Origin of the sequence: Anoxybacteroides voinovskiense (genome assembly GCF_014196205.1) — a bacterium.
GTDB lineage: Bacteria > Bacillota > Bacilli > Bacillales > Anoxybacillaceae > Anoxybacteroides > Anoxybacteroides voinovskiense.
In genome coordinates, this window is the sequence record NZ_JACIDE010000004.1 from 32,637 (window position 1) to 50,125 (window position 17,489).

The window sequence follows — 17,489 nt, forward strand, 5'->3', positions numbered from 1 at the left end:
TTCCTTTCCCCCTTCATGATTGTTGGAAACTATACCTTTTCAAAAAAGCACCGTCGGCAAAGCTGAGGTAATAAAACGAATAGCGGTTATCTTGTTCGATATATGTCAGCTCCCAAAGCGGCACTCCTTTTTCCATTCCGAGTTTGGCGGAAATAATTTCTTTCGGCTGTCGGTCGGCTTTTAATTTTTCGATTGCCTCTTGCTTCGTGATTCCGCTTTTTGCGCGCTTAACAACAATATGCCCGCCGTTTGCTGGCACCCATACAATTTTTTTCGTGCCTTTTTTATCGGTTCCTTCGACGACGACGTACGCCTTTTCCCCATAGTATGTATTCGCAGCTTGAATATGCGAAAGGTTCGCTTCTTCCATCGCGCGTTGTTCCGCTTTCGCTATGAGCGTCTCCTTTGGCGCCATCGCGGCACGATAGACGCTCACCGCCTGCCAAATCGCGACGAAGACAAAAAGTAGAACAATCATGCTCCATTTTTTCATCGCCATCCCTCTTTACGTCCGGTAAATCGTAAATACCGCCTTGCTTTTGTCTTGTTCATCAAGCGCAAGCCCGAACATGAGGTCATTTTTTTTCAACGTTCGGTTCAGGCAGTCGACAATTTTATATAAATCAGGCGAGTGCTGGATTTTCACCGTTGCCAATACTTGAATTTTACTTTCCACGCACAACCCCTCCTTTATCACACAAATTTTGTTACTCATAACAACAGCCACAAGAGCCACACTATACGTACAACAACACACTGTTGTATCTTCCCACTTATTATAACAGGTTCGTTGTGCAATTTCATAAAAAATTTTCCCACCTACACAAGAAAAGCGGAGGACGGTCCTTGGCAAAGCCAAGGAAGCATCCGACAGTCGCGCAAGCTTTCGACGAGACGTGCCTCGCACGGCGACGGAGAAAGCACACGCGACCGAGGATGCTAGTCCGCAGCTAGACAAGAAAAGCGGAGGCGACTGAACAGCTGCGACGGGGCGAATGTTCTTCCCCCGGAGAGGTGCTCGCCACCTCGAGGGGGAAGGTTATTTGACCCCCGAGCAGCTAGGAGCCGCAGCTAGACAAGAAAAGCGGAGGCGACTGGATAAACGTTTCCCTCTCGAACGGTCGAGAGGGAAATGCCCATGTATATCGTTTGTCTTTTTTGAGCGAATTATCCCATTTTTTGCAAAAGCTGTTCTAGTGGTTCATCATACACTGGCACGTCTGGAAGAGAAGCTAAAAAATAGCTGCCGTAGGAAGCAGTGATTAGCCGCCGGTCGAACACAAACAGCACCCCGCGGTCGTCTTTCGTGCGAATTAACCGCCCAAAACCTTGCTTAAAGCGAATGACCGCTTGCGGCAGCGATAAATCATAAAACGGATTGCCGCCTTTGGCGCGAATGTAGTCGCTTTTTGCTTCCATCACCGGATCGTCTGGCGGAGCAAACGGCAACCGGACGATGACAACAACCGACAACGCCTCTCCTGGCAAATCAATCCCTTCCCAAAAACTGCTCGTTCCAAACAACATCGCCTTCTCAAATTGCTGAAACGCCTTCGTCAACTTCGCCGCGCTTCCGCCTTGTCCCCCTTGCGCTAACAACACAAACGTTTCATCATCATTCCGCTCTTTTACAATCGCTGCCGTCATTTTTAACAACTCATACGACGTAAACAGTACGAGTATTTTTCTGTTCAGATGTTTTGCTATTGTTAATACGTGCGACGCGACCGCCTCTGCATACGCCTCAAGCGATACCGCAGAAACAGACGGCAAATCGCGCGGTACCATCACTTTTACTTGCTCAGCATACGGAAACGGCGACGGAATCGTCCGGCAAATCGGGTAAAAGTCTTCCAGCCCAAGCCGAGAAATAACGTACGAAAACGACCCGTTCATCGAAAGCGTCGCTGACGTAAGCACAACGCTTTTTTTCTTCGCAAATAACTCCTCAGCAAAAAATGACTCGACATCAATCGGCTGCGAATAAATCGCGGTGGCGTTCGCCGCCCCTTTCGTCTCCACTTCCATCCAACGAACAACGAGCGGGTCGGCTGTTTCCATTACTTCCCGAAGCGTTTCCACCGTCATTACTAGCTCGTCAATATCGGAAAAAAACGACAACGACGCAAGCGTTGGGGCGCTTCTCTTCACTTCATCTACCTCGTCCGCCAATTTTTTTGTTTGGTCGGCAATCCGCCATAATAACTCTTTCATCGCTTCCCAACTTCGCCCGTACTCTTTCTCTGGGTCGAACCGATAGCGAAGCCGCGGTACATTCGCGTTCGGCTGTTTCGTGAGCACATAACGGCGAACGAGGCGAAACCATTCATCGCACTCAAGCTGCAAGTCGCGAAGCCGTGCTTGAATCGACCATACTTCTTGATCGAGCCGCTTTTTGAGCTGAAATAACGAGCCCTCTTCGTCACCCGTCCCGATACGTGTCAACAATAACCTAAGTGCAACATATTCGACGTGGCGCCCGAAATAGCGCGATGCCGTTTCTTCTAAATGGTGCGCTTCATCGACAATCAGATGGTCATATGACGGAAGAAGCGAAGTGTTTGCCGTTATATCTTGTAATAAAAACGCATGGTTCGTAATGACGACGTCCGCGTCGCTTGCCCGCTCGCACGCCAGACGAAAAAAATCATGCTCCCCCACTTCTTTTTGCTCGTCTAAATGTAATAACGGCCAAAGCAGCTGCCCGCCGGAAGACAATTGCAGTTCATCGACATCGCCTGTTTCCGTTTCCGTCAACCAAACGAGCACTTGCCCTTTCGTTAGTACTGCATCGTACGTTTTATTCGGCTCTTGAAGAAACGAAAGGAATTTATCCAGCGACAAATAGTTTCGTTTTCCTTTTAACAGCGCCACGCGAAAAGGAAACGGAACGATTTGTCTGAGCAGCGGAACGTCGCGCTCAATCAGCTGCTTTTGCAATTGAAGCGTATACGTACTAATGACGACCGGCTTTTCCTGTCTTTTCGCTAGATAAAGGCTCGGGATAAAGTACGCGAGCGACTTGCCGATGCCTGTTCCAGCTTCAATGATGGCGTGCTGCGACGTGTCAAACGCCTCGTAAACAACGTTCATCATTTCCCACTGGCCGTCGCGATGTTCATATTGTGGAAACGGAAGCGGTGGCTTCTCTGCCACCCATTCCGCAAACGAATAAGAAGCATCCCTTTGTTTTTTAGAAGGCTCCGTTCGTTTTTTGATAGCAATCCCACGATAGTATACGTATCCTTCATCGTTCGGCGCTGCCATTTTTTTTGCGATAGTTGCATCTAAAATCGCATACATATCACTTTTCCAATCTCTAGACAGCCGCTTTAGCTGTTGTAATGTCGCCAGCGGAAGCGACTGTAGCTTTTGCAATAGCCGCAACCAAAGTTTCGCGGTCACTTCCGCATCGCTATCTGCTTGGTGCGGATTTTCATGATGAATCGCTAACATTTGCGCAAGGTCGCTTAATTTATAGCTCTCGACCGTCGGAAACAAAATGCGCGCCATTTCTACCGTATCAATCATCGGTGGCGGCGAAAGCGAAATGCCTGCCGCCTGCAATTCCGCTTGCAAAAACGGCCAATCAAACGAAACGTTATGGGCAACAAAATACGCCCCTGTTAGCTTTTCGGCAATTTCTTCGGCAATCTCGGCAAAAACCGGCGCCGTTTTGACCATTTGTTCGTCAATTTGCGTCAGTTGTTGAATAAACAATGGAATCTCGCACTCGGGATTAATAAAGCGCGAAAACCGTTCCACAATTTGCTCGTTTTCGATTATCACGATGCCAATTTGAATCATTCGATCCCCTTTTTGTGGCGCGTTCCCTGTCGTTTCTAAATCGACCACGACAAACTTCATCGTTTCACCTCACATAAGAAAAGCGCAAAGCGCCCGCCTATCGGCGAAGAGCGCACGAGTCCCACCGAGGAGGCTCTCGAACCAAGCATAGCTTGGTTCTGCGTGGGTAAGCTCAGTGAAGCCAATCCATGTGCCGCCGAAAGAAGGGACGGAGCGCATCACACCGATGGCGCTTGGAGCTAGACATGAATCCGAAATTTTATACTTTCTTATCTTATAATAAGAGGGGCTGTGAAAAACAGCCCCTCCCTTTTACAAAATCGTATGCGCCGGTTCAGCGGCAATTAATTCTTTAATGCGGTTATTTTCATCCATAATCGCCACTTTCGGACGGTGTTCCGCTACTTTTTCTTCTGGAACGAGCGCATAGGAAATGACGATAATAATATCATCTTTTTGGACAAGGCGCGCCGCCGCCCCGTTTAAACAAAAGACGCCGCTGCCGCGCTCCCCTGGAATAATATATGTTTCAAAACGCGCCCCGTTATTGTTGTTGACGATTTGCACTTTTTCATTTGGCACCATGCCGACCGCATCTAAAATATCTGCATCAATCGTAATGCTGCCGACATAGTTTAAATTCGCTTCCGTCACACGGGCGCGATGAATTTTTGCATTCATTAATGTTCGGAACATGTCGCTCCCCCTTTTCCTCTATTTCCCTTTCATTCTCTTTCTATCACGACGGGACATCAACAGTTATATTATCAATGAGCCGTGCGTTTGTAAACCGGACAGCAATGGCAATAATGATGTTTCCAGCCAACGTATCAAGCGGCTTTAGCTCTGGGTACGAATACACATCAACGTAATCGATGACACCGCTTGTATGCGTCGTCAAATAATCTTCAATAAGCGCGCGCACCGCTTGTGGGTCACGCAAGCCGTTTTCAATTGCCGCTTTCGCTTTTTGTAGCGCCGCGTATAACGCCGGGGCTTCTTTTCGCTCTTTTTCCGATAAATACACGTTGCGCGAACTTTTCGCCAATCCGTCCGCTTCTCGTACGGTCGGAACTGGTACGAGCTCAATCGGAAAATGGAAGTCGCGAATTAACCCGTCCACCACCGCCACTTGTTGGGCATCTTTCATGCCGAAATACGCCCGCGTTGGCATGACGAGATGAAATAATTTCGTCAGCACCGTCGCTACCCCATCAAAATGCCCTGGACGTGATTTGCCGCAAAGCACATCAACCCGTTCGGTGACGACAACTTTGACGCTGAGCGGGCGCGGATACATTTCCGCAACGGACGGGTAAAATAATACGTCGACGCCTGCTTCTTTGGCGATTTTTTCGTCGCGGGCAATGTCGCGCGGATAGCGGTCAAAATCTTCGTTCGGCCCAAATTGTAACGGATTGACAAATATGCTTAACACGACGATGTCGTTTTCTTTTCGCGCCGCCTCCATCAATGCTACATGCCCTTCATGCAAGTAGCCCATCGTCGGCACAAAGCCAATCGTTTTCCCTTGCTTATGGTATGCTTGCATTGTTTGCCGCATTTCTTGAATCGTCGTAATCATTTTCATTGCTCTTTTCCCCCATACAACGCCACGACCTCTTCTTCTTTCATCGTAAACATATGTGCGCTTTCTGGAAATTGGCGCAGCTTTACTTCTGCGACGTAGCTAGAAAGGGCGTGGTGTATCGTTTCTTGTACGTTCACATATTTCTTCACGAATTTCGGCACACGCTCGACTCCATAGCCGAGGACGTCATGATAGACGAGCACTTGCCCGTCGACGTCATCGCCAGCGCCGATGCCGATCGTTGGAATCGTTAATTGTTTTGTAATTTCCGCAGCGAGTTGCTTCGGCACACATTCGAGCACAAGCGCGATCGCACCGGCTTGTTCGCAAAGTTTCGCATCGTTTAGCAGCTTGCGAGCGCTTTCTGCATCTTTTCCTTGCACTTTATACCCACCGAGCACACCGACCGATTGCGGCGTTAACCCTAAATGGGCAACGACCGGAACGCCTGCTTTCGTGAGCGCACGAATAATGTCTACGACTTCGTCTGCCCCTTCGACTTTTACCGCGTTCGCATTTGCTTCTTGCATGATGCGCTTCGCGTTACGAAGTGCGTCCTCTTTCGATAGATGGTAGGACATAAACGGCATGTCGGTCACAATAAATGTATTCGGCGCTCCGCGGCGCACCGCTTTCGTATGATGAATCATGTCCTCCATCGTTACCGGAATCGTCGAGTCATACCCTAATACGACCATGCCGAGCGAGTCTCCAACGAGAATCATATCGACGCCCGCTCCCTCGGCAAGTTTTGCCGAAGGAAAATCGTACGCCGTCAGCATCACAATCGGCTCGTTCGTTTCTTTCATTTTCAAAAAATCGCTTTTCGTTTTCATTCGTTTCCCTCCTCTTTTAGATTGCAGAGGAGATGAAGCACCGAATAAAAAAACCTTCTTTCCCTGCCTAGAGAAAGAAGGACGTTTTATGTATTCGCGTTCATCCCTCTGTCCTAGTCCTTTCTGGATCAAGGCAGAAATTGTTCATCGTTTTTGGTTGATCATGGTGCAGTTCTTTCGAAAAGATACTGCCCGTTCAGCTGTATTTTAACAAAATTCGCACAGTTTTGCTACAAGGAAATATCGGCGGAATGAATATAATGCATGACGCCGTCTGCGTCTTCTAACATTAATACCCCTTCATCGGTAATGCCGCGAGCGACGCCGCGAATCGTGCCATTAAGCATACGTGCCGTAATTTCGTTGCCGATGCTAATCGCGTATCCTTCCCATAACAGTTTAATCGGCAAAAAGCCGTGCTGTAAATATTGGCGATACAATGTTTCCATTTTTGTCAATACTTCTTGAATGAGTCTTGCCCGCTTTATTTTTTCCCCTTTTTCTATCGCTAGCGATGTCGCCACATCGCGCAATTCTTCTGGAAATTCGTCGTGGTTGACGTTGATTCCCACGCCGATAATGACCGAATGGACACGGTCTGGGTCTGCTTGCAATTCCGTTAAAATGCCGACGCACTTTTTCCCGTGAATTAAAATATCGTTCGGCCATTTAATGTCGGGAACAAGCCCGGTCACTTCTTGAATCGCCTGCGCGATGGCGACCGCTGCTAAAAGGGTGAGCTGCGGCGTTTTTTGCGGCGGGATTGGCGGGCGCAAAATTAAGCTCATCCAAATCCCTGTTTCTTTTGGCGAAAACCACGTCCGATCCATTCGTCCGCGTCCTGCCGTTTGCAATTCCGCGACGACGAGCGTTCCTTCTTTTGCTCCTTCTTGGGCAAGCTGATGGGCAATTTTTTGCGTCGATGCCACTTCTTCTTCGTAATGAATGACTTGGCCAAGGATCGTTGTTTTCAACCCGAGGCGAATTTCGTTTGCCGTTACTTTATCTGGGGTGCTGACGATTCGATAGCCAAGCCGGCGCACCGCTTCAAGTTCAAATCCTTCTTTCCGTAATTCTTCAATATGTTTCCATACAGCGGTTCGTGAACAACCAAGCAGCTCGCTAATTTTTTGTCCAGAAATAAAGTCGCCTTTTGCTTCTGAAAATAGCTCTAACAGTCTTTTTCGTGTGTCTGATTCCATGGAATGAGCCACGCTTTCATCCGCTCCTTCTCATTTTCTACAATCCCAGCTAACACCGCTTGTTCAAGTTTTCGCAACGTTTCTTCCACCCAAGGTCCGCCCTTGCGTCCATACCAATCGATTATATCTTTCCCTGTCACCGCTAAGTCTTGCCGCGTTTGAATGGGAAGAGAAGCGAGTTGGTCGCGAAGCGCTTGTCCGTTTTCTTCGCCGTTTTCTCCGTTGACGAGCGAACGAACCGCTTCGGCGGAGAGGGCAACGGCTGCGCCGACTTCATACAATCTCTCCTTCGTCCAATCGGCAAACGAACGGACGATAGAAAGCGCATGCAAAATCGCTTGCACGTCTTTGATGAGCCGATTCGCCAACTTCCATTGGCGTAAAAAAGAAGCGGTTTGCTCGATGTTTAGTAAATATAAAAGAAAACTCCAGCGCTCTGCCGCGGAAGTGAGCGCAGGCCATTCGTAGTTGGAAAGCTGCTGCAACGCTTCTCGTTTTTCCGCTAGTCCTGGTAAATACATAAACACGTTTGTTTCGACTAGTAACGAAAACGCGCGCGAAGCAAACGGTCCTGCCATTAGTTTTTCAAACTCGACCGTCTTTCGCTCGACGGAAATATGGGTAAGCAGCGACGCCTGTTCGATTATCGCTGCTTTCGTTTCTTCTTCTAGCTGAAACCCGAGCTGGCTGACGAAGCGAATGGCGCGCATCATGCGGAGCGCATCTTCTGAAAAACGATCTTCCGCCGCGCCGACCGTACGAATGATTCGCTTTTCAATCGCTGCTTGTCCAGCAAACGGGTCGATAAATTGCCCAGTATCGTCCATGGCGATGGCGTTCATCGTAAAATCACGCCGTTCTAAGTCTTGATATAGCGACCGAACAAACCTCACCGATTCTGGGCGACGGTAGTTTTCGTACGTCCCTTCCGTCCGAAACGTCGTCACTTCATATGGCACCCCGTCGTGCAAGACGACGACCGTCCCGTGCTTTAACCCGACCGGTATCGTTTTCGGGAAGATGGCCATTACTTCGTCCGGCAATGCCGATGTCGCAATATCGACATCATCAATCGGTCGGTTCAACAAATAGTCGCGCACCGAGCCGCCGACAAAATACGCCTCATAGCCGTGCTGTTTTAACGTCCGAATGATGCCGAGCGCCCGGCGAAACGGCTCGTTCATCGCCTCACCCCTTTCATTAACGAAGCGTAAATTGCTTCGTATTGTTGGACAATTGCTTTTGAGTAAAATTTCGTATATACCGTCTGTAACGCGTTTTCCGCCATCGTCGCATGCAAGTGGTCGTCTTGTAAAAGTTTTATCGTTCGCTCCGCAACCGCTTCGACGTCGCCAAGCTCACATAAAAAGCCTGTTTTCCCGTCGTCGATGACTTCCGGAATGCCGCCGATGTTTGTGCCGATGCACGGAACGCCGCACGCCATCGCTTCTAGTAAAACAAGCCCGAAACTTTCTTTTTCCGATAATAGCCATTTCACATCACTAATCGAATAAAGCTCTTCTAAATTTTCTTGTTTTCCTAAGCAAAGAACGTCTTTCGTTAAGCCGAGCTGTTTCACGAGCCGGCAGACGACCGTCATTTCTGGGCCATCACCGACAAGCAGCAATTTCGCCGGAAGCGCTCGACGGACAAGCGAAAACGCGCGAACGACATCGGATACGCGTTTTACTTTTCGGAAATTGGAGACATGGATAATCACTTTTTCGTGCTTGCCAATTCCGTACTCTTCTTTTAAATAATCGACATCTTTTTTCCGATATACACGCTCATCGACGAAGTTGTAGACCGTTTGAATGTCTTTTTGCACGTCTAATAATTCGTACGTTTGTTGCACGAGGGCGTTCGAAACAGCAGTTACGACATCGGATTGTTCGATGCCAAATTTAATAATGTCGCTTAATGACGGGTCGTACCCGAGCACGGTAATGTCCGTTCCGTGCAGCGTTGTGACGATTTTGACATCATGGTCGACCATTTGCTTTGCTAAAACCGCGCAAACGGCGTGCGGAACAGCGTAATGAACGTGTAAAAGATCGAGCTGCTCGCGTTTCGTGACTTCGGCAATTTTACTGGCAAGCGCCAAGTCATATGGCGGATATTGGAATACAGAATATTGGTTGACGGTCACTTCATGATAATAAATGTTGCAATATACTTTATTTAAGCGAAACGGGATACTTGAGGAAATAAAATGAATTTCATGTCCCTTTTCTGCCATTAATTTTCCTAGTTCGGTGGCAACAACACCCGAGCCGCCAACCGTTGGATAACAAACGATGCCTATTTTCAACCTCATTGCTTCTCTCCTATTAAATCATGTGAAATCAACAGCGGTTGTTTCGTCATAAATCCTTCCGCAAACGCGACGCCAACTTGTTTGCCAAACATACGCTCCCTGCTTTCGACCGTTTCGATATAGCCGTTTGTAAGCGGCGTATCGACCGATTGCACCGTCTTTGTAAATTGGCTTTCATACGCGCGCAAACTAGCGAGTTTCACATCCATCGTATCGCTAATATCAATAACAAAGTGTGGGCGTTCGTACGCGTTAATCATGTAGTAATAAAGGGCGGTTACACGATGCGCCGGATACCCGAACGCTTCATAACGAGAAATGCCCGCAGAAAAAACCGCTTCTTCGACAAGAAACGCACAGTTTCCGTGGTCAGGATGGCGATCCATCCAATACGGGGCAAATACGACGCGCGGGCGGTATTGACGGATGACCGCCGCGATTTGCCGAATCGCGTCGTCGGTTTTATACAACCCCCGGTCGTTCAAACTGAGGTTAATCCTTGTTTTCACCCCTAATAGCTCCGCCGCGCGCGTTGCTTCTTGCTGGCGAATTTCGACCGTGCCGTTGGACGACAATTCCGCTAGCGTTAAGTCGCAAATGCCGACGGAATAGCCTTGTTTGGCGTATTTCGCTAATGTCCCGCCCATGCCGATTTCGACATCGTCCGGATGAGCGCCGAACGCTAACAAATGCAGTTCAGTCATGTTGTTCCCCCTGTTTTTCATGAACAATGTCGCGCCACGCCAAATCCCCGCGCGCTAGCCCTTGAATGAGCAATTCTGCCGTTCCGATATTGGTCGCTAGCGGGACGGCGTACACGTCGCATAAGCGCATTAACGCGCTTACATCCGGCTCGTGCGGCTGCGCCGTTAACGGGTCGCGGAAAAAGATAACCATATCCATTTCATTGCGAGCAATGAGCGCCCCAATTTCCTGGTCGCCGCCTAACGGTCCAGACCGAAAACGGTGTACGCGCAAACTCGTCGCTTCTTCAATGCGCGCGCCGGTCGTTCCGGTCGCATATAGCTCATGCGGCGCTAAAACCGGCTCGTACGCGGTAACAAATTGAATCATTTCCGCCTTTTTTTTGTCATGGGCAATTAACGCAATTTTCATCACTATCCCCCGTTTCGCTTTTTATTCGATAATATGTTCGAGCCCGTACACAAGCGTTTGCAGCTTCATCACTGTTTCCACCGATAATTTGACGCCGGACATAAACGACCCGCGGTGGAACGAGTCGTGGCGAATCGCCAACGCTTGTCCATTTCCACCAAAAATCACTTCTTGATGGGCGACAAATCCCGGTAGGCGGACGCTATGAATGCGAATGCCGTCATATTCTGCGCCACGCGCCCCTTGTAACGTTTCTTTTTCGTCCGGATGCCCTTGTTTTTTCGGTGGGCGTATGTCCGCAATTAATTGCGCCGTTTTCACCGCCGTCCCCGATGGAGCGTCGAGCTTTTGGTCATGATGCAGTTCGATAATTTCGACATCATGAAAATATTTCGCTGCCATTTGCGCGAACTTCATCATTAAAATGGCACCGATCGCAAAGTTCGGGGCAATAATTGCACCAAGCCCTTTTTCTTCGGCGAGCTTCGTTAGCCGCTCAATATCGTCTTCTGTAAATCCTGTCGTTCCTACAACAGGGCGAACGCCGTATTGCAAGGCAAGTTCGGTGTGGTATTTCCCGCTTTCTGGCGTCGTTAAATCAATAAGCACATCTGGTTTTGTTTCTTGAAAACAACGTTCGATGTCGGTATAAATCGGAGCATGGATGCCTGAAAAACCGTCCAGTTCGGCTAAATCTTTCCCGTCATATTTCCGGTCAATGACGGCGACTAGTTCAAAATGTTCCGTCTGATGCACTAATATGACCGCTTCCCGTCCCATGCGTCCGCGCGGTCCGGCGATTGCTACTTTAATCGACTTCATTCGTTCCCATCCTTTCTCGTCCAACGGTGTTCATCGCGCGTGCGAAACTTTTCCATCACGAAATCGTGCGCTTCTTGCAAATCGATATGCAGCGAATTAGCAAAACAAATGAGCACAAACAATAAATCGCCAAGCTCTTCTTCAATCGTTTTTTCTTTTTCCGTTTTCTTTTTCGGCTTTTCGCCGTAATAATGATTGACTTCTCTCGCTAGTTCGCCTAGTTCTTCCGTCAATCGTGCGAGCATTGCTAACGGGCTAAAATACCCTTCTTTAAATTGGCTTATGTATGCATCGACTTCTTGTTGTAATTGTTTGATCGTTTTTTCTGCCACACAACGTCACCTCTCATGCTTTCATGTTAGCGAATCATAGCGGTTTTGACAAATATTTTTCTCCTGCATTGCCGAAACGGACAACTTCCTCTATAATGAAGGCGCTGACTATTATCGAGCGGAGGTGGCGTATGGTTTTTGGGTTAAAAATAAAAAATATCGCGTTTATTTTATTTGGCGCGGCGATTTTCGCGTTTGGACTCGTTCATTTTAATATGCAAAACAACTTAGCGGAAGGCGGGATTACAGGCATTACGCTTCTTCTTTATTTTTTGTTCGGCATGGACCCGTCGATTACAAACTTAGCGTTAAACATCCCGCTTTTTTTTCTCGGCTGGAAATTGCTCGGTCGCCAATCGTTTTTCTACACGGTCATTGGAACGGTTGGGCTGTCGGTGTTTCTTTGGATTTTCCAACGTTTTGCGATTCATATGCCGCTAAAACATGACTTGACGCTTGCTGCCCTATTTGCAGGCGTGTTTGTCGGAATTGGGCTTGGTATTATTTTTCGTTATGGCGGAACGACCGGTGGGGTTGATATTATTGCAAGACTCGTCTACAAATACAAAGGAATTAGCATGGGGAAAACGATGTTTGCGTTTGATGCCGTCGTCATTACGTTATCGCTTCTTTTGTATCTTTCGTATCGAGAAGCGATGTATACGCTTGTAGCCGTATTTGTCGCCGCACGGGTCATTGATTTTATGCAGGAAGGCGGATATGCGGCAAAAGGGGCGACGATTATTTCGGAGAAAAGCGAACAAATTGCCCAGAAAATCTTAACGGAAATGGAGCGCGGAGTGACCGTATTAAAGGGCCGCGGGTCGTACACAAATCGTGAGCGCGACGTGCTTTACTGCGTCGTGGCGAAAAACGAATTGCCGCGCTTAAAAAACGTCATTACTTCCGTTGACCCGCACGCCTTTGTTGCCGTAACAGACGTGCATGACGTGCTTGGCGAAGGCTTTACGCTTGATGAAAATAAACAGCCGATTCACCCAGAATAAGAAAAGCGCAAAGCGCCCGCCTATCGGCGAAGATCGCACAAGCCCCACCGAGGAGGCTCAGCCAAAGCAAAGCTTTGGCTTGCGTGGGATATTTCAAGGAAGCGAACTCAATATGTCGCCGCCGAAAGAAGAGGCGGAGCGACTCGAGCCGATGGCGCTTGAAGCTAGACATCTCCCCACCTAATCGTAAAATTTTATACTTTCTTATTCTTTAAAAAGGGGCATATCGCCCCTTTTTCTTTTTCCCGCATGCGCGTTTTTTGTTTTTCTCCGCGGTATTTGCGAAAGCCGATGTACGTGAGCGTCGCGACAATGATGCCGCCGGTCGAAATCAAGACTAATCTTTCAATCGTTCATGTACTTCCTCTTCTTTCATATCAAGTATATTAGCAATCTCCGCCACACTCATGCCCTTTTCCCTCATTTTTCTTACTGCTTCTTTTATGCCTTGTTCTCGACCTTCCTTCCATCCTTCCTCTCGACTGCCACGAATATTTGATAATTGATCAAGCAGCCACTTCAACCGCATTTCGTAGGCGTAGCGGTTTTCTGGGTCCACGCTTAAATTTTGCCACTCTTCTAACGCTTCTAAAATTTCTTGTTCCGTCACCGCGACTCCCTCCAATTCGCGAACCATCTCTTCATCGATTTTCTTTGAACGGCTATCCACAGCGGACAACATTGTTAGCCACGGCCATTCGGGCGATTGTTTTACTTCTCGACGGTATTTCTTCCATTTTACCATAAATTGTGACAAGTCAAGCACATGAAATTCAAGGTGATCGCTCCAAAGAAATTGTTCTTCATCTTCACGGATGTGGAATATCGTATGAAAGCGGTCAGTTTCATGCGGAAAAAGTGGGTAGTTGAGGATGGCAATCATAATCGTCGGGGGAATGGTATCGTACCGTTCTCCTTTCGATAACGAAGACGAAAACAACCGCGCCCAGTAATACAATAGCCGTTCCGGCATGCCGTATTGCGGGATGATTTGAATTTCGACGTGAATGCGCTCGCCACGATTCGTCCGAACGATGACGTCTAGCCGTCCCGTTTTTCCATCTTCTGTTTCTTTCGTTAGCTCCGTATTTTCAAACTGGACATCGACGATACGGTCATCTCCTGTTCGACGCAAAAGTGCGTTTAAAAACGCTATCGTAATCGATTTTCGGCTCGGATGACCAAACAGCTGCTTAAACATAAAATCCATTTTTAAATCAAGATACTGCACGAACCTCATCCTTTCGTAAAATATTTCGATACAATTTGATTACAATCGGGAAATAAGGGAAATGCAAGTGTGGAAAATAGAATGTTGAGGCACTCTTTTCGCAAAAAATAGGCGAAAAAGCAAGGAAAATCGAGGATTTTTGAAGGGAAAAATGAATTTTGCTAGAAAGGGATAAATTTTTTCTTGAAATAGAAAACAAGAGGGTGCCCTAAAAAGATAAGGGCCCCTTATTCTTTTTCCCGCGCGCGCGTTTTTTGTTTTTCTCCGCGATATTTACGAAAGCCAACGTACGTGAGCGTCGCGACAATGATGCCGCCGGTCGAAATCATCACCCACCATAGCGACGGGTCAGCTTCGTCTTTTTTCACATCGGCAAAAAGCGCCTCTACATCCGCTTTCGTTTGCGCTAACACTTCGATTTGCTTCGCTTGCGGAAGCGCTTGGAATTGCTCTGTCTGAAGATTCGTAATATCCACATCCACTTTTTTCGCCCGCTCTGGTGCGACGTCGATTTTGACACTTGGCTCAATGATTTCGTATTCGTGTAAAAATTTCGCCAACGCTGTTGGGAATTGATTTTTGTCACCTTTTTTCACGGCATCTTCCATTTGTTGAAACGCTCCCATCACCGCTTGTTCCATCTCCGTCCAAAGCGGTTGGTAATCGGAGCGAATCGCATCAATGACAAGCCGAAATTGCGCTACTTGGTCGATGCGCGCTTCCGCTGGCAACGTGGAAGCAGTAACCGTTTTCACTGCTTTTTCGTGCGTTACCGTAATCGCGCGCAATTCGTCCATCGAATGAAGCCGTTCACGTGCGTTTAGTTTTAAAAATTCATTCGAAAAATAGTCAAGCACTTCTTTTGCTTCTTGAAAGCGTTTGTTTTTCGCTAACTGCAACGCCTCATCGGAAATTTTGTCTAAGCGCTGCCAACTATCTTCATGATGGGTAGCATAGGCAGCTGCCGGAAATAAAAAAATAATGACCATCCAAAGCATCACTATTCGCCTCATCCTTGTCCCTCCTCCACTTACTACCAATGTATGTGGAGATGGACAAGGTTAGACCATTATTTCTATGAAAATTGTCGGTCGTTTCTTCGGATGCATAATCCATAAGCGATCGCAATTGAGGCAATGCTTAACCAAAACGTAAAATAGCCAATTTGCGGCATATAGTCGTTTAACATTTGATAGCGTGGCATCATGCCAAACACGTAATCAATAACGTCGTTATGTAGCGTCCAAATAGCCGCTACTGCCAAATGCCATCCTTTCATGCGATAAAACGGCGCGTACAACAATCCTTCGACCGCCATCGCTCCGTGCGAGATAATTAACATCCACCCTTGCCAACCAATCGTCCCTGTGACAACGAGCACGAGTATATTCATCACGACCGCCCAAACGCCGTATTTGAACAACGTCACGATCGCAAGCGCCTCCAAAAGCGGCCAATTTTTTCCGAGCAAAAAGGCAAAAAGGACAAACACAAAAAACAAACTCGCCGTCGGGCTATCGGGCACAAACAATAAAAACTTTATTGGCGTTTCGGAAAGCTGCTGACCGTACCATATGTATCCGTAAACCGTTCCGAGCACGTTAATGATAAGTAAAAGCCACAACACGGAGCGCTGCCTGAGCAAAAACAATATCCAGCGCATACTTCACCTACTTTCTAAGTGAAATGGGAAAGAAAAAAGCTGACTAACGATAGCCAGCTTCTTTCGCGTCGGTACTTTATTTCGCTTTCAATCCTGCGATAAACTCAGATAGTTTTTTCAACTCTTCGTCTGTGCCTTTGAACACGCCTGGTGGCATGCCTCCGCGGCCGTTTTTCGCAATTTTCGCGATTTCTTCTGGCTTTAACCCAGTGCCGACAAGCGACGGCGCTGCTGCACCACCAGATAAGTTTTCGCCGTGGCAAGTAACACATGTATTCGCTTGCGCAATTTTATATCCTTCGGCGTTTTTGTCAATTTCGACTTGCGCACGAATTTTCCCTTGTTCCGCAGCTTTTTTCCAGTCGTGTGTTACGACAGATTGCCACGTTAAGAAAATGATCGCTGCAAGCGTTAACAACATCATCCCTACCGCCACCGGACGTTTCGTTGGACGGCGTTCCGGTCCGCGATCTAAAAACGGCGCAAGAAGCAACGCTCCAAACGCAAGCCCTGGGATGACAATCGCTCCAATCACCGTGTAAGGACCTGACGCATACGAATATTTCAGCAACTGGTATAGGAATAAGAAATACCAGTCTGGAAGCGGAATATATGACGTATCTGTTGGGTCAGCGATACGCTCTAACGGAGATGGATGGGCAACGGTTAAACATAAAAACCCAACTAAAAAGACGGAACCAACCATCCATTCCTTCAGCAAGAAGTTCGGCCAAAACGCTTCTGTTTTTCCCGGATATTCCGAATAGTCTTTCGGGATATTCGGCTTTCTCACGGCAGAAACGCGGGAATCGCCGACGAATTTCATCCCTTTTCCGCGATGCATAGCATGTTCCCCTCCTTTGTCTCAAAAACTAAACAGCCGTACATTTTACAGTGGACCAGAAATTCCTTGTTTGCGAATCATTAAGAAGTGCGCTGCCATTAATCCGAGCAATGCACCTGGTAAGAAAAAGACGTGAATCGCAAAGAAACGCGTTAACGTTTGCGCTCCAACGATTTCCGGGTGACCGGCTAATAACGTTTTCACCGCTGTTCCGATGACTGGTGTTGCTTCTGCAATTTGCAACCCTACTTTTGTCGCAAATAGCGCTTTCATATCCCAAGGCAATAAGTAGCCTGTAAAGCCAAGCCCCATCATGACCATGAAAATGAGCACGCCGACAATCCAGTTCAATTCCCGCGGTTTTTTGTATGCCCCTTGGAAAAAGACGCGCAACGTATGTAAAAACATCATGACGATGACAAGACTCGCGCCCCAGTGGTGCATGCCGCGCACAATTTGACCGAATGCGACTTCATTTTGCAAATAATATACAGATTCCCATGCGTTTTTAATATCTGGAACGTAGTACATCGTTAAAAACATCCCAGACAAAATTTGAATGACGGTGACAAAAAACGTTAATCCGCCAAAGCAGTAAACGAACGCTGAAAAATGGTGTGCTGGGTTTACATGCTCCGGCACTTCATGGTCAGCGATATCGCGCCACAAAGGCGTAATATCAAGCCGCTCGTCGACCCAGTCATAAATTTTGTTTAGCACC

20 protein-coding genes are annotated in these 17,489 nt (G+C 47.7%); 1 reads left to right on the forward strand and 19 read right to left on the reverse strand.

Going from position 1 to position 17,489, the window contains the following annotated elements; all coding sequences use genetic code 11:
* Positions 1-13: 13 nt before the first annotated feature.
* From GGR02_RS03455 to GGR02_RS03515, 13 genes are all read right to left on the reverse strand, one after another.
* Positions 14-493: a cell wall elongation regulator TseB-like domain-containing protein gene (locus GGR02_RS03455; RefSeq protein ID WP_183183355.1), complete on the reverse strand. Its 480-nt coding sequence runs from the start codon at positions 491-493 to the stop codon at positions 14-16.
* Positions 494-505: 12 nt separating this feature from the next.
* Positions 506-676, reverse strand: coding sequence for a YpmA family protein (locus GGR02_RS03460; RefSeq protein WP_183183356.1), 171 nt, complete (start codon positions 674-676; stop codon positions 506-508).
* 491 nt (positions 677-1,167) lie between these two features.
* Complete coding sequence (gene dinG / locus GGR02_RS03465; protein WP_183183357.1) at positions 1,168-3,867, reverse strand: ATP-dependent DNA helicase DinG; 2,700 nt, start codon at positions 3,865-3,867, stop codon at positions 1,168-1,170.
* Positions 3,868-4,119: 252 nt separating this feature from the next.
* Complete coding sequence (gene panD, locus GGR02_RS03470; RefSeq protein ID WP_066325750.1) at positions 4,120-4,503, reverse strand: aspartate 1-decarboxylase; 384 nt, start codon at positions 4,501-4,503, stop codon at positions 4,120-4,122.
* Positions 4,504-4,546: 43 nt separating this feature from the next.
* Complete coding sequence (panC, locus tag GGR02_RS03475; protein WP_183183358.1) at positions 4,547-5,398, reverse strand: pantoate--beta-alanine ligase; 852 nt, start codon at positions 5,396-5,398, stop codon at positions 4,547-4,549.
* The gene (gene panB / locus GGR02_RS03480) at positions 5,395-6,234 is read right to left on the reverse strand and encodes a 3-methyl-2-oxobutanoate hydroxymethyltransferase (protein ID WP_183183359.1); all 840 of its coding nucleotides are present in this window, start codon (positions 6,232-6,234) and stop codon (positions 5,395-5,397) included. The genes panC and panB overlap by 4 nt, the downstream gene beginning before the upstream one ends.
* 230 nt (positions 6,235-6,464) lie before the next feature.
* Entirely contained in the window at positions 6,465-7,448 is a 984-nt protein-coding gene (locus GGR02_RS03485) for a biotin--[acetyl-CoA-carboxylase] ligase (protein WP_183183360.1), read from the reverse strand.
* Positions 7,406-8,620, reverse strand: coding sequence for a CCA tRNA nucleotidyltransferase (locus GGR02_RS03490; protein WP_183183361.1), 1,215 nt, complete (start codon positions 8,618-8,620; stop codon positions 7,406-7,408). Before GGR02_RS03490 ends, GGR02_RS03485 begins: the two co-directional genes overlap by 43 nt.
* Entirely contained in the window at positions 8,617-9,753 is a 1,137-nt protein-coding gene (gene bshA / locus GGR02_RS03495) for an N-acetyl-alpha-D-glucosaminyl L-malate synthase BshA (RefSeq protein WP_183183362.1), read from the reverse strand. The genes GGR02_RS03490 and bshA overlap by 4 nt, the downstream gene beginning before the upstream one ends.
* Positions 9,750-10,457 (reverse strand): bacillithiol biosynthesis deacetylase BshB1, encoded by a 708-nt coding sequence (bshB1, locus tag GGR02_RS03500; protein ID WP_183183363.1) that lies wholly within the window; start codon positions 10,455-10,457, stop codon positions 9,750-9,752. The genes bshA and bshB1 overlap by 4 nt, the downstream gene beginning before the upstream one ends.
* Entirely contained in the window at positions 10,450-10,869 is a 420-nt protein-coding gene (mgsA, locus tag GGR02_RS03505) for a methylglyoxal synthase (protein ID WP_183183364.1), read from the reverse strand. The genes bshB1 and mgsA overlap by 8 nt, the downstream gene beginning before the upstream one ends.
* A gap of 21 nt (positions 10,870-10,890) precedes the next feature.
* Positions 10,891-11,691 carry a 4-hydroxy-tetrahydrodipicolinate reductase gene (gene dapB, locus GGR02_RS03510; RefSeq protein ID WP_183183365.1) on the reverse strand — a complete coding sequence of 267 codons (801 nt, stop codon included), beginning with the start codon at positions 11,689-11,691 and terminating at the stop codon, positions 10,891-10,893.
* On the reverse strand, positions 11,688-12,023 hold the full coding sequence (locus GGR02_RS03515) for a nucleotide pyrophosphohydrolase (protein WP_183183366.1): 336 nt from the start codon (positions 12,021-12,023) through the stop codon (positions 11,688-11,690). The genes dapB and GGR02_RS03515 overlap by 4 nt, the downstream gene beginning before the upstream one ends.
* 131 nt (positions 12,024-12,154) lie before the next feature.
* Between GGR02_RS03515 and GGR02_RS03520 the strand changes: the two genes are divergently transcribed.
* Complete coding sequence (locus GGR02_RS03520) at positions 12,155-13,030, forward strand: YitT family protein (RefSeq protein ID WP_183183367.1); 876 nt, start codon at positions 12,155-12,157, stop codon at positions 13,028-13,030.
* 194 nt (positions 13,031-13,224) lie between these two features.
* Here GGR02_RS03520 and GGR02_RS17810 read toward each other — a convergent pair whose 3' ends face one another.
* The 6 genes from GGR02_RS17810 to qcrB all read right to left on the reverse strand — a co-directional run bounded on the left by GGR02_RS17810 (position 13,225) and on the right by qcrB (position 17,488).
* Positions 13,225-13,365: a sporulation protein YpjB gene (locus GGR02_RS17810; protein WP_221210685.1), complete on the reverse strand. Its 141-nt coding sequence runs from the start codon at positions 13,363-13,365 to the stop codon at positions 13,225-13,227.
* 2 nt (positions 13,366-13,367) lie between these two features.
* Positions 13,368-14,261 (reverse strand): Rpn family recombination-promoting nuclease/putative transposase, encoded by an 894-nt coding sequence (locus GGR02_RS03530; protein ID WP_311733815.1) that lies wholly within the window; start codon positions 14,259-14,261, stop codon positions 13,368-13,370.
* 227 nt (positions 14,262-14,488) lie between these two features.
* Positions 14,489-15,274, reverse strand: coding sequence for a sporulation protein YpjB (gene ypjB / locus GGR02_RS03535; RefSeq protein WP_183183368.1), 786 nt, complete (start codon positions 15,272-15,274; stop codon positions 14,489-14,491).
* 62 nt (positions 15,275-15,336) lie between these two features.
* Positions 15,337-15,924, reverse strand: coding sequence for a lipoprotein heptaprenylglyceryl N-acetyltransferase LhaT (gene lhaT / locus GGR02_RS03540; protein WP_183183369.1), 588 nt, complete (start codon positions 15,922-15,924; stop codon positions 15,337-15,339).
* Between the two features lie 76 nt (positions 15,925-16,000).
* On the reverse strand, positions 16,001-16,768 hold the full coding sequence (locus GGR02_RS03545) for a menaquinol-cytochrome c reductase cytochrome b/c subunit (protein WP_183183370.1): 768 nt from the start codon (positions 16,766-16,768) through the stop codon (positions 16,001-16,003).
* A 45-nt stretch (positions 16,769-16,813) separates the two neighbouring features.
* Positions 16,814-17,488: a menaquinol-cytochrome c reductase cytochrome b subunit gene (gene qcrB / locus GGR02_RS03550; protein WP_027408562.1), complete on the reverse strand. Its 675-nt coding sequence runs from the start codon at positions 17,486-17,488 to the stop codon at positions 16,814-16,816.
* Position 17,489: the final 1 nt, after the last annotated feature.

Coding starts and splice junctions, on each gene's coding strand:
- dinG (WP_183183357.1), bottom strand. CDS start 3,867: ATGAAGTTTGTCGTGGTCGATTTAGAAACGACAGGGAACGCGCCACAA.
- GGR02_RS03490 (WP_183183361.1), bottom strand. CDS start 8,620: ATGAACGAGCCGTTTCGCCGGGCGCTCGGCATCATTCGGACGTTAAAA.
- GGR02_RS03455 (WP_183183355.1), bottom strand. CDS start 493: ATGAAAAAATGGAGCATGATTGTTCTACTTTTTGTCTTCGTCGCGATT.
- GGR02_RS03520 (WP_183183367.1), top strand. CDS start 12,155: ATGGTTTTTGGGTTAAAAATAAAAAATATCGCGTTTATTTTATTTGGC.
- bshA (WP_183183362.1), bottom strand. CDS start 9,753: ATGAGGTTGAAAATAGGCATCGTTTGTTATCCAACGGTTGGCGGCTCG.
- lhaT (WP_183183369.1), bottom strand. CDS start 15,924: ATGCGCTGGATATTGTTTTTGCTCAGGCAGCGCTCCGTGTTGTGGCTT.
- panD (WP_066325750.1), bottom strand. CDS start 4,503: ATGTTCCGAACATTAATGAATGCAAAAATTCATCGCGCCCGTGTGACG.
- panC (WP_183183358.1), bottom strand. CDS start 5,398: ATGAAAATGATTACGACGATTCAAGAAATGCGGCAAACAATGCAAGCA.
- panB (WP_183183359.1), bottom strand. CDS start 6,234: ATGAAAACGAAAAGCGATTTTTTGAAAATGAAAGAAACGAACGAGCCG.
- ypjB (WP_183183368.1), bottom strand. CDS start 15,274: ATGAGGCGAATAGTGATGCTTTGGATGGTCATTATTTTTTTATTTCCG.
- mgsA (WP_183183364.1), bottom strand. CDS start 10,869: ATGAAAATTGCGTTAATTGCCCATGACAAAAAAAAGGCGGAAATGATT.
- dapB (WP_183183365.1), bottom strand. CDS start 11,691: ATGAAGTCGATTAAAGTAGCAATCGCCGGACCGCGCGGACGCATGGGA.
- bshB1 (WP_183183363.1), bottom strand. CDS start 10,457: ATGACTGAACTGCATTTGTTAGCGTTCGGCGCTCATCCGGACGATGTC.
- GGR02_RS03545 (WP_183183370.1), bottom strand. CDS start 16,768: ATGCATCGCGGAAAAGGGATGAAATTCGTCGGCGATTCCCGCGTTTCT.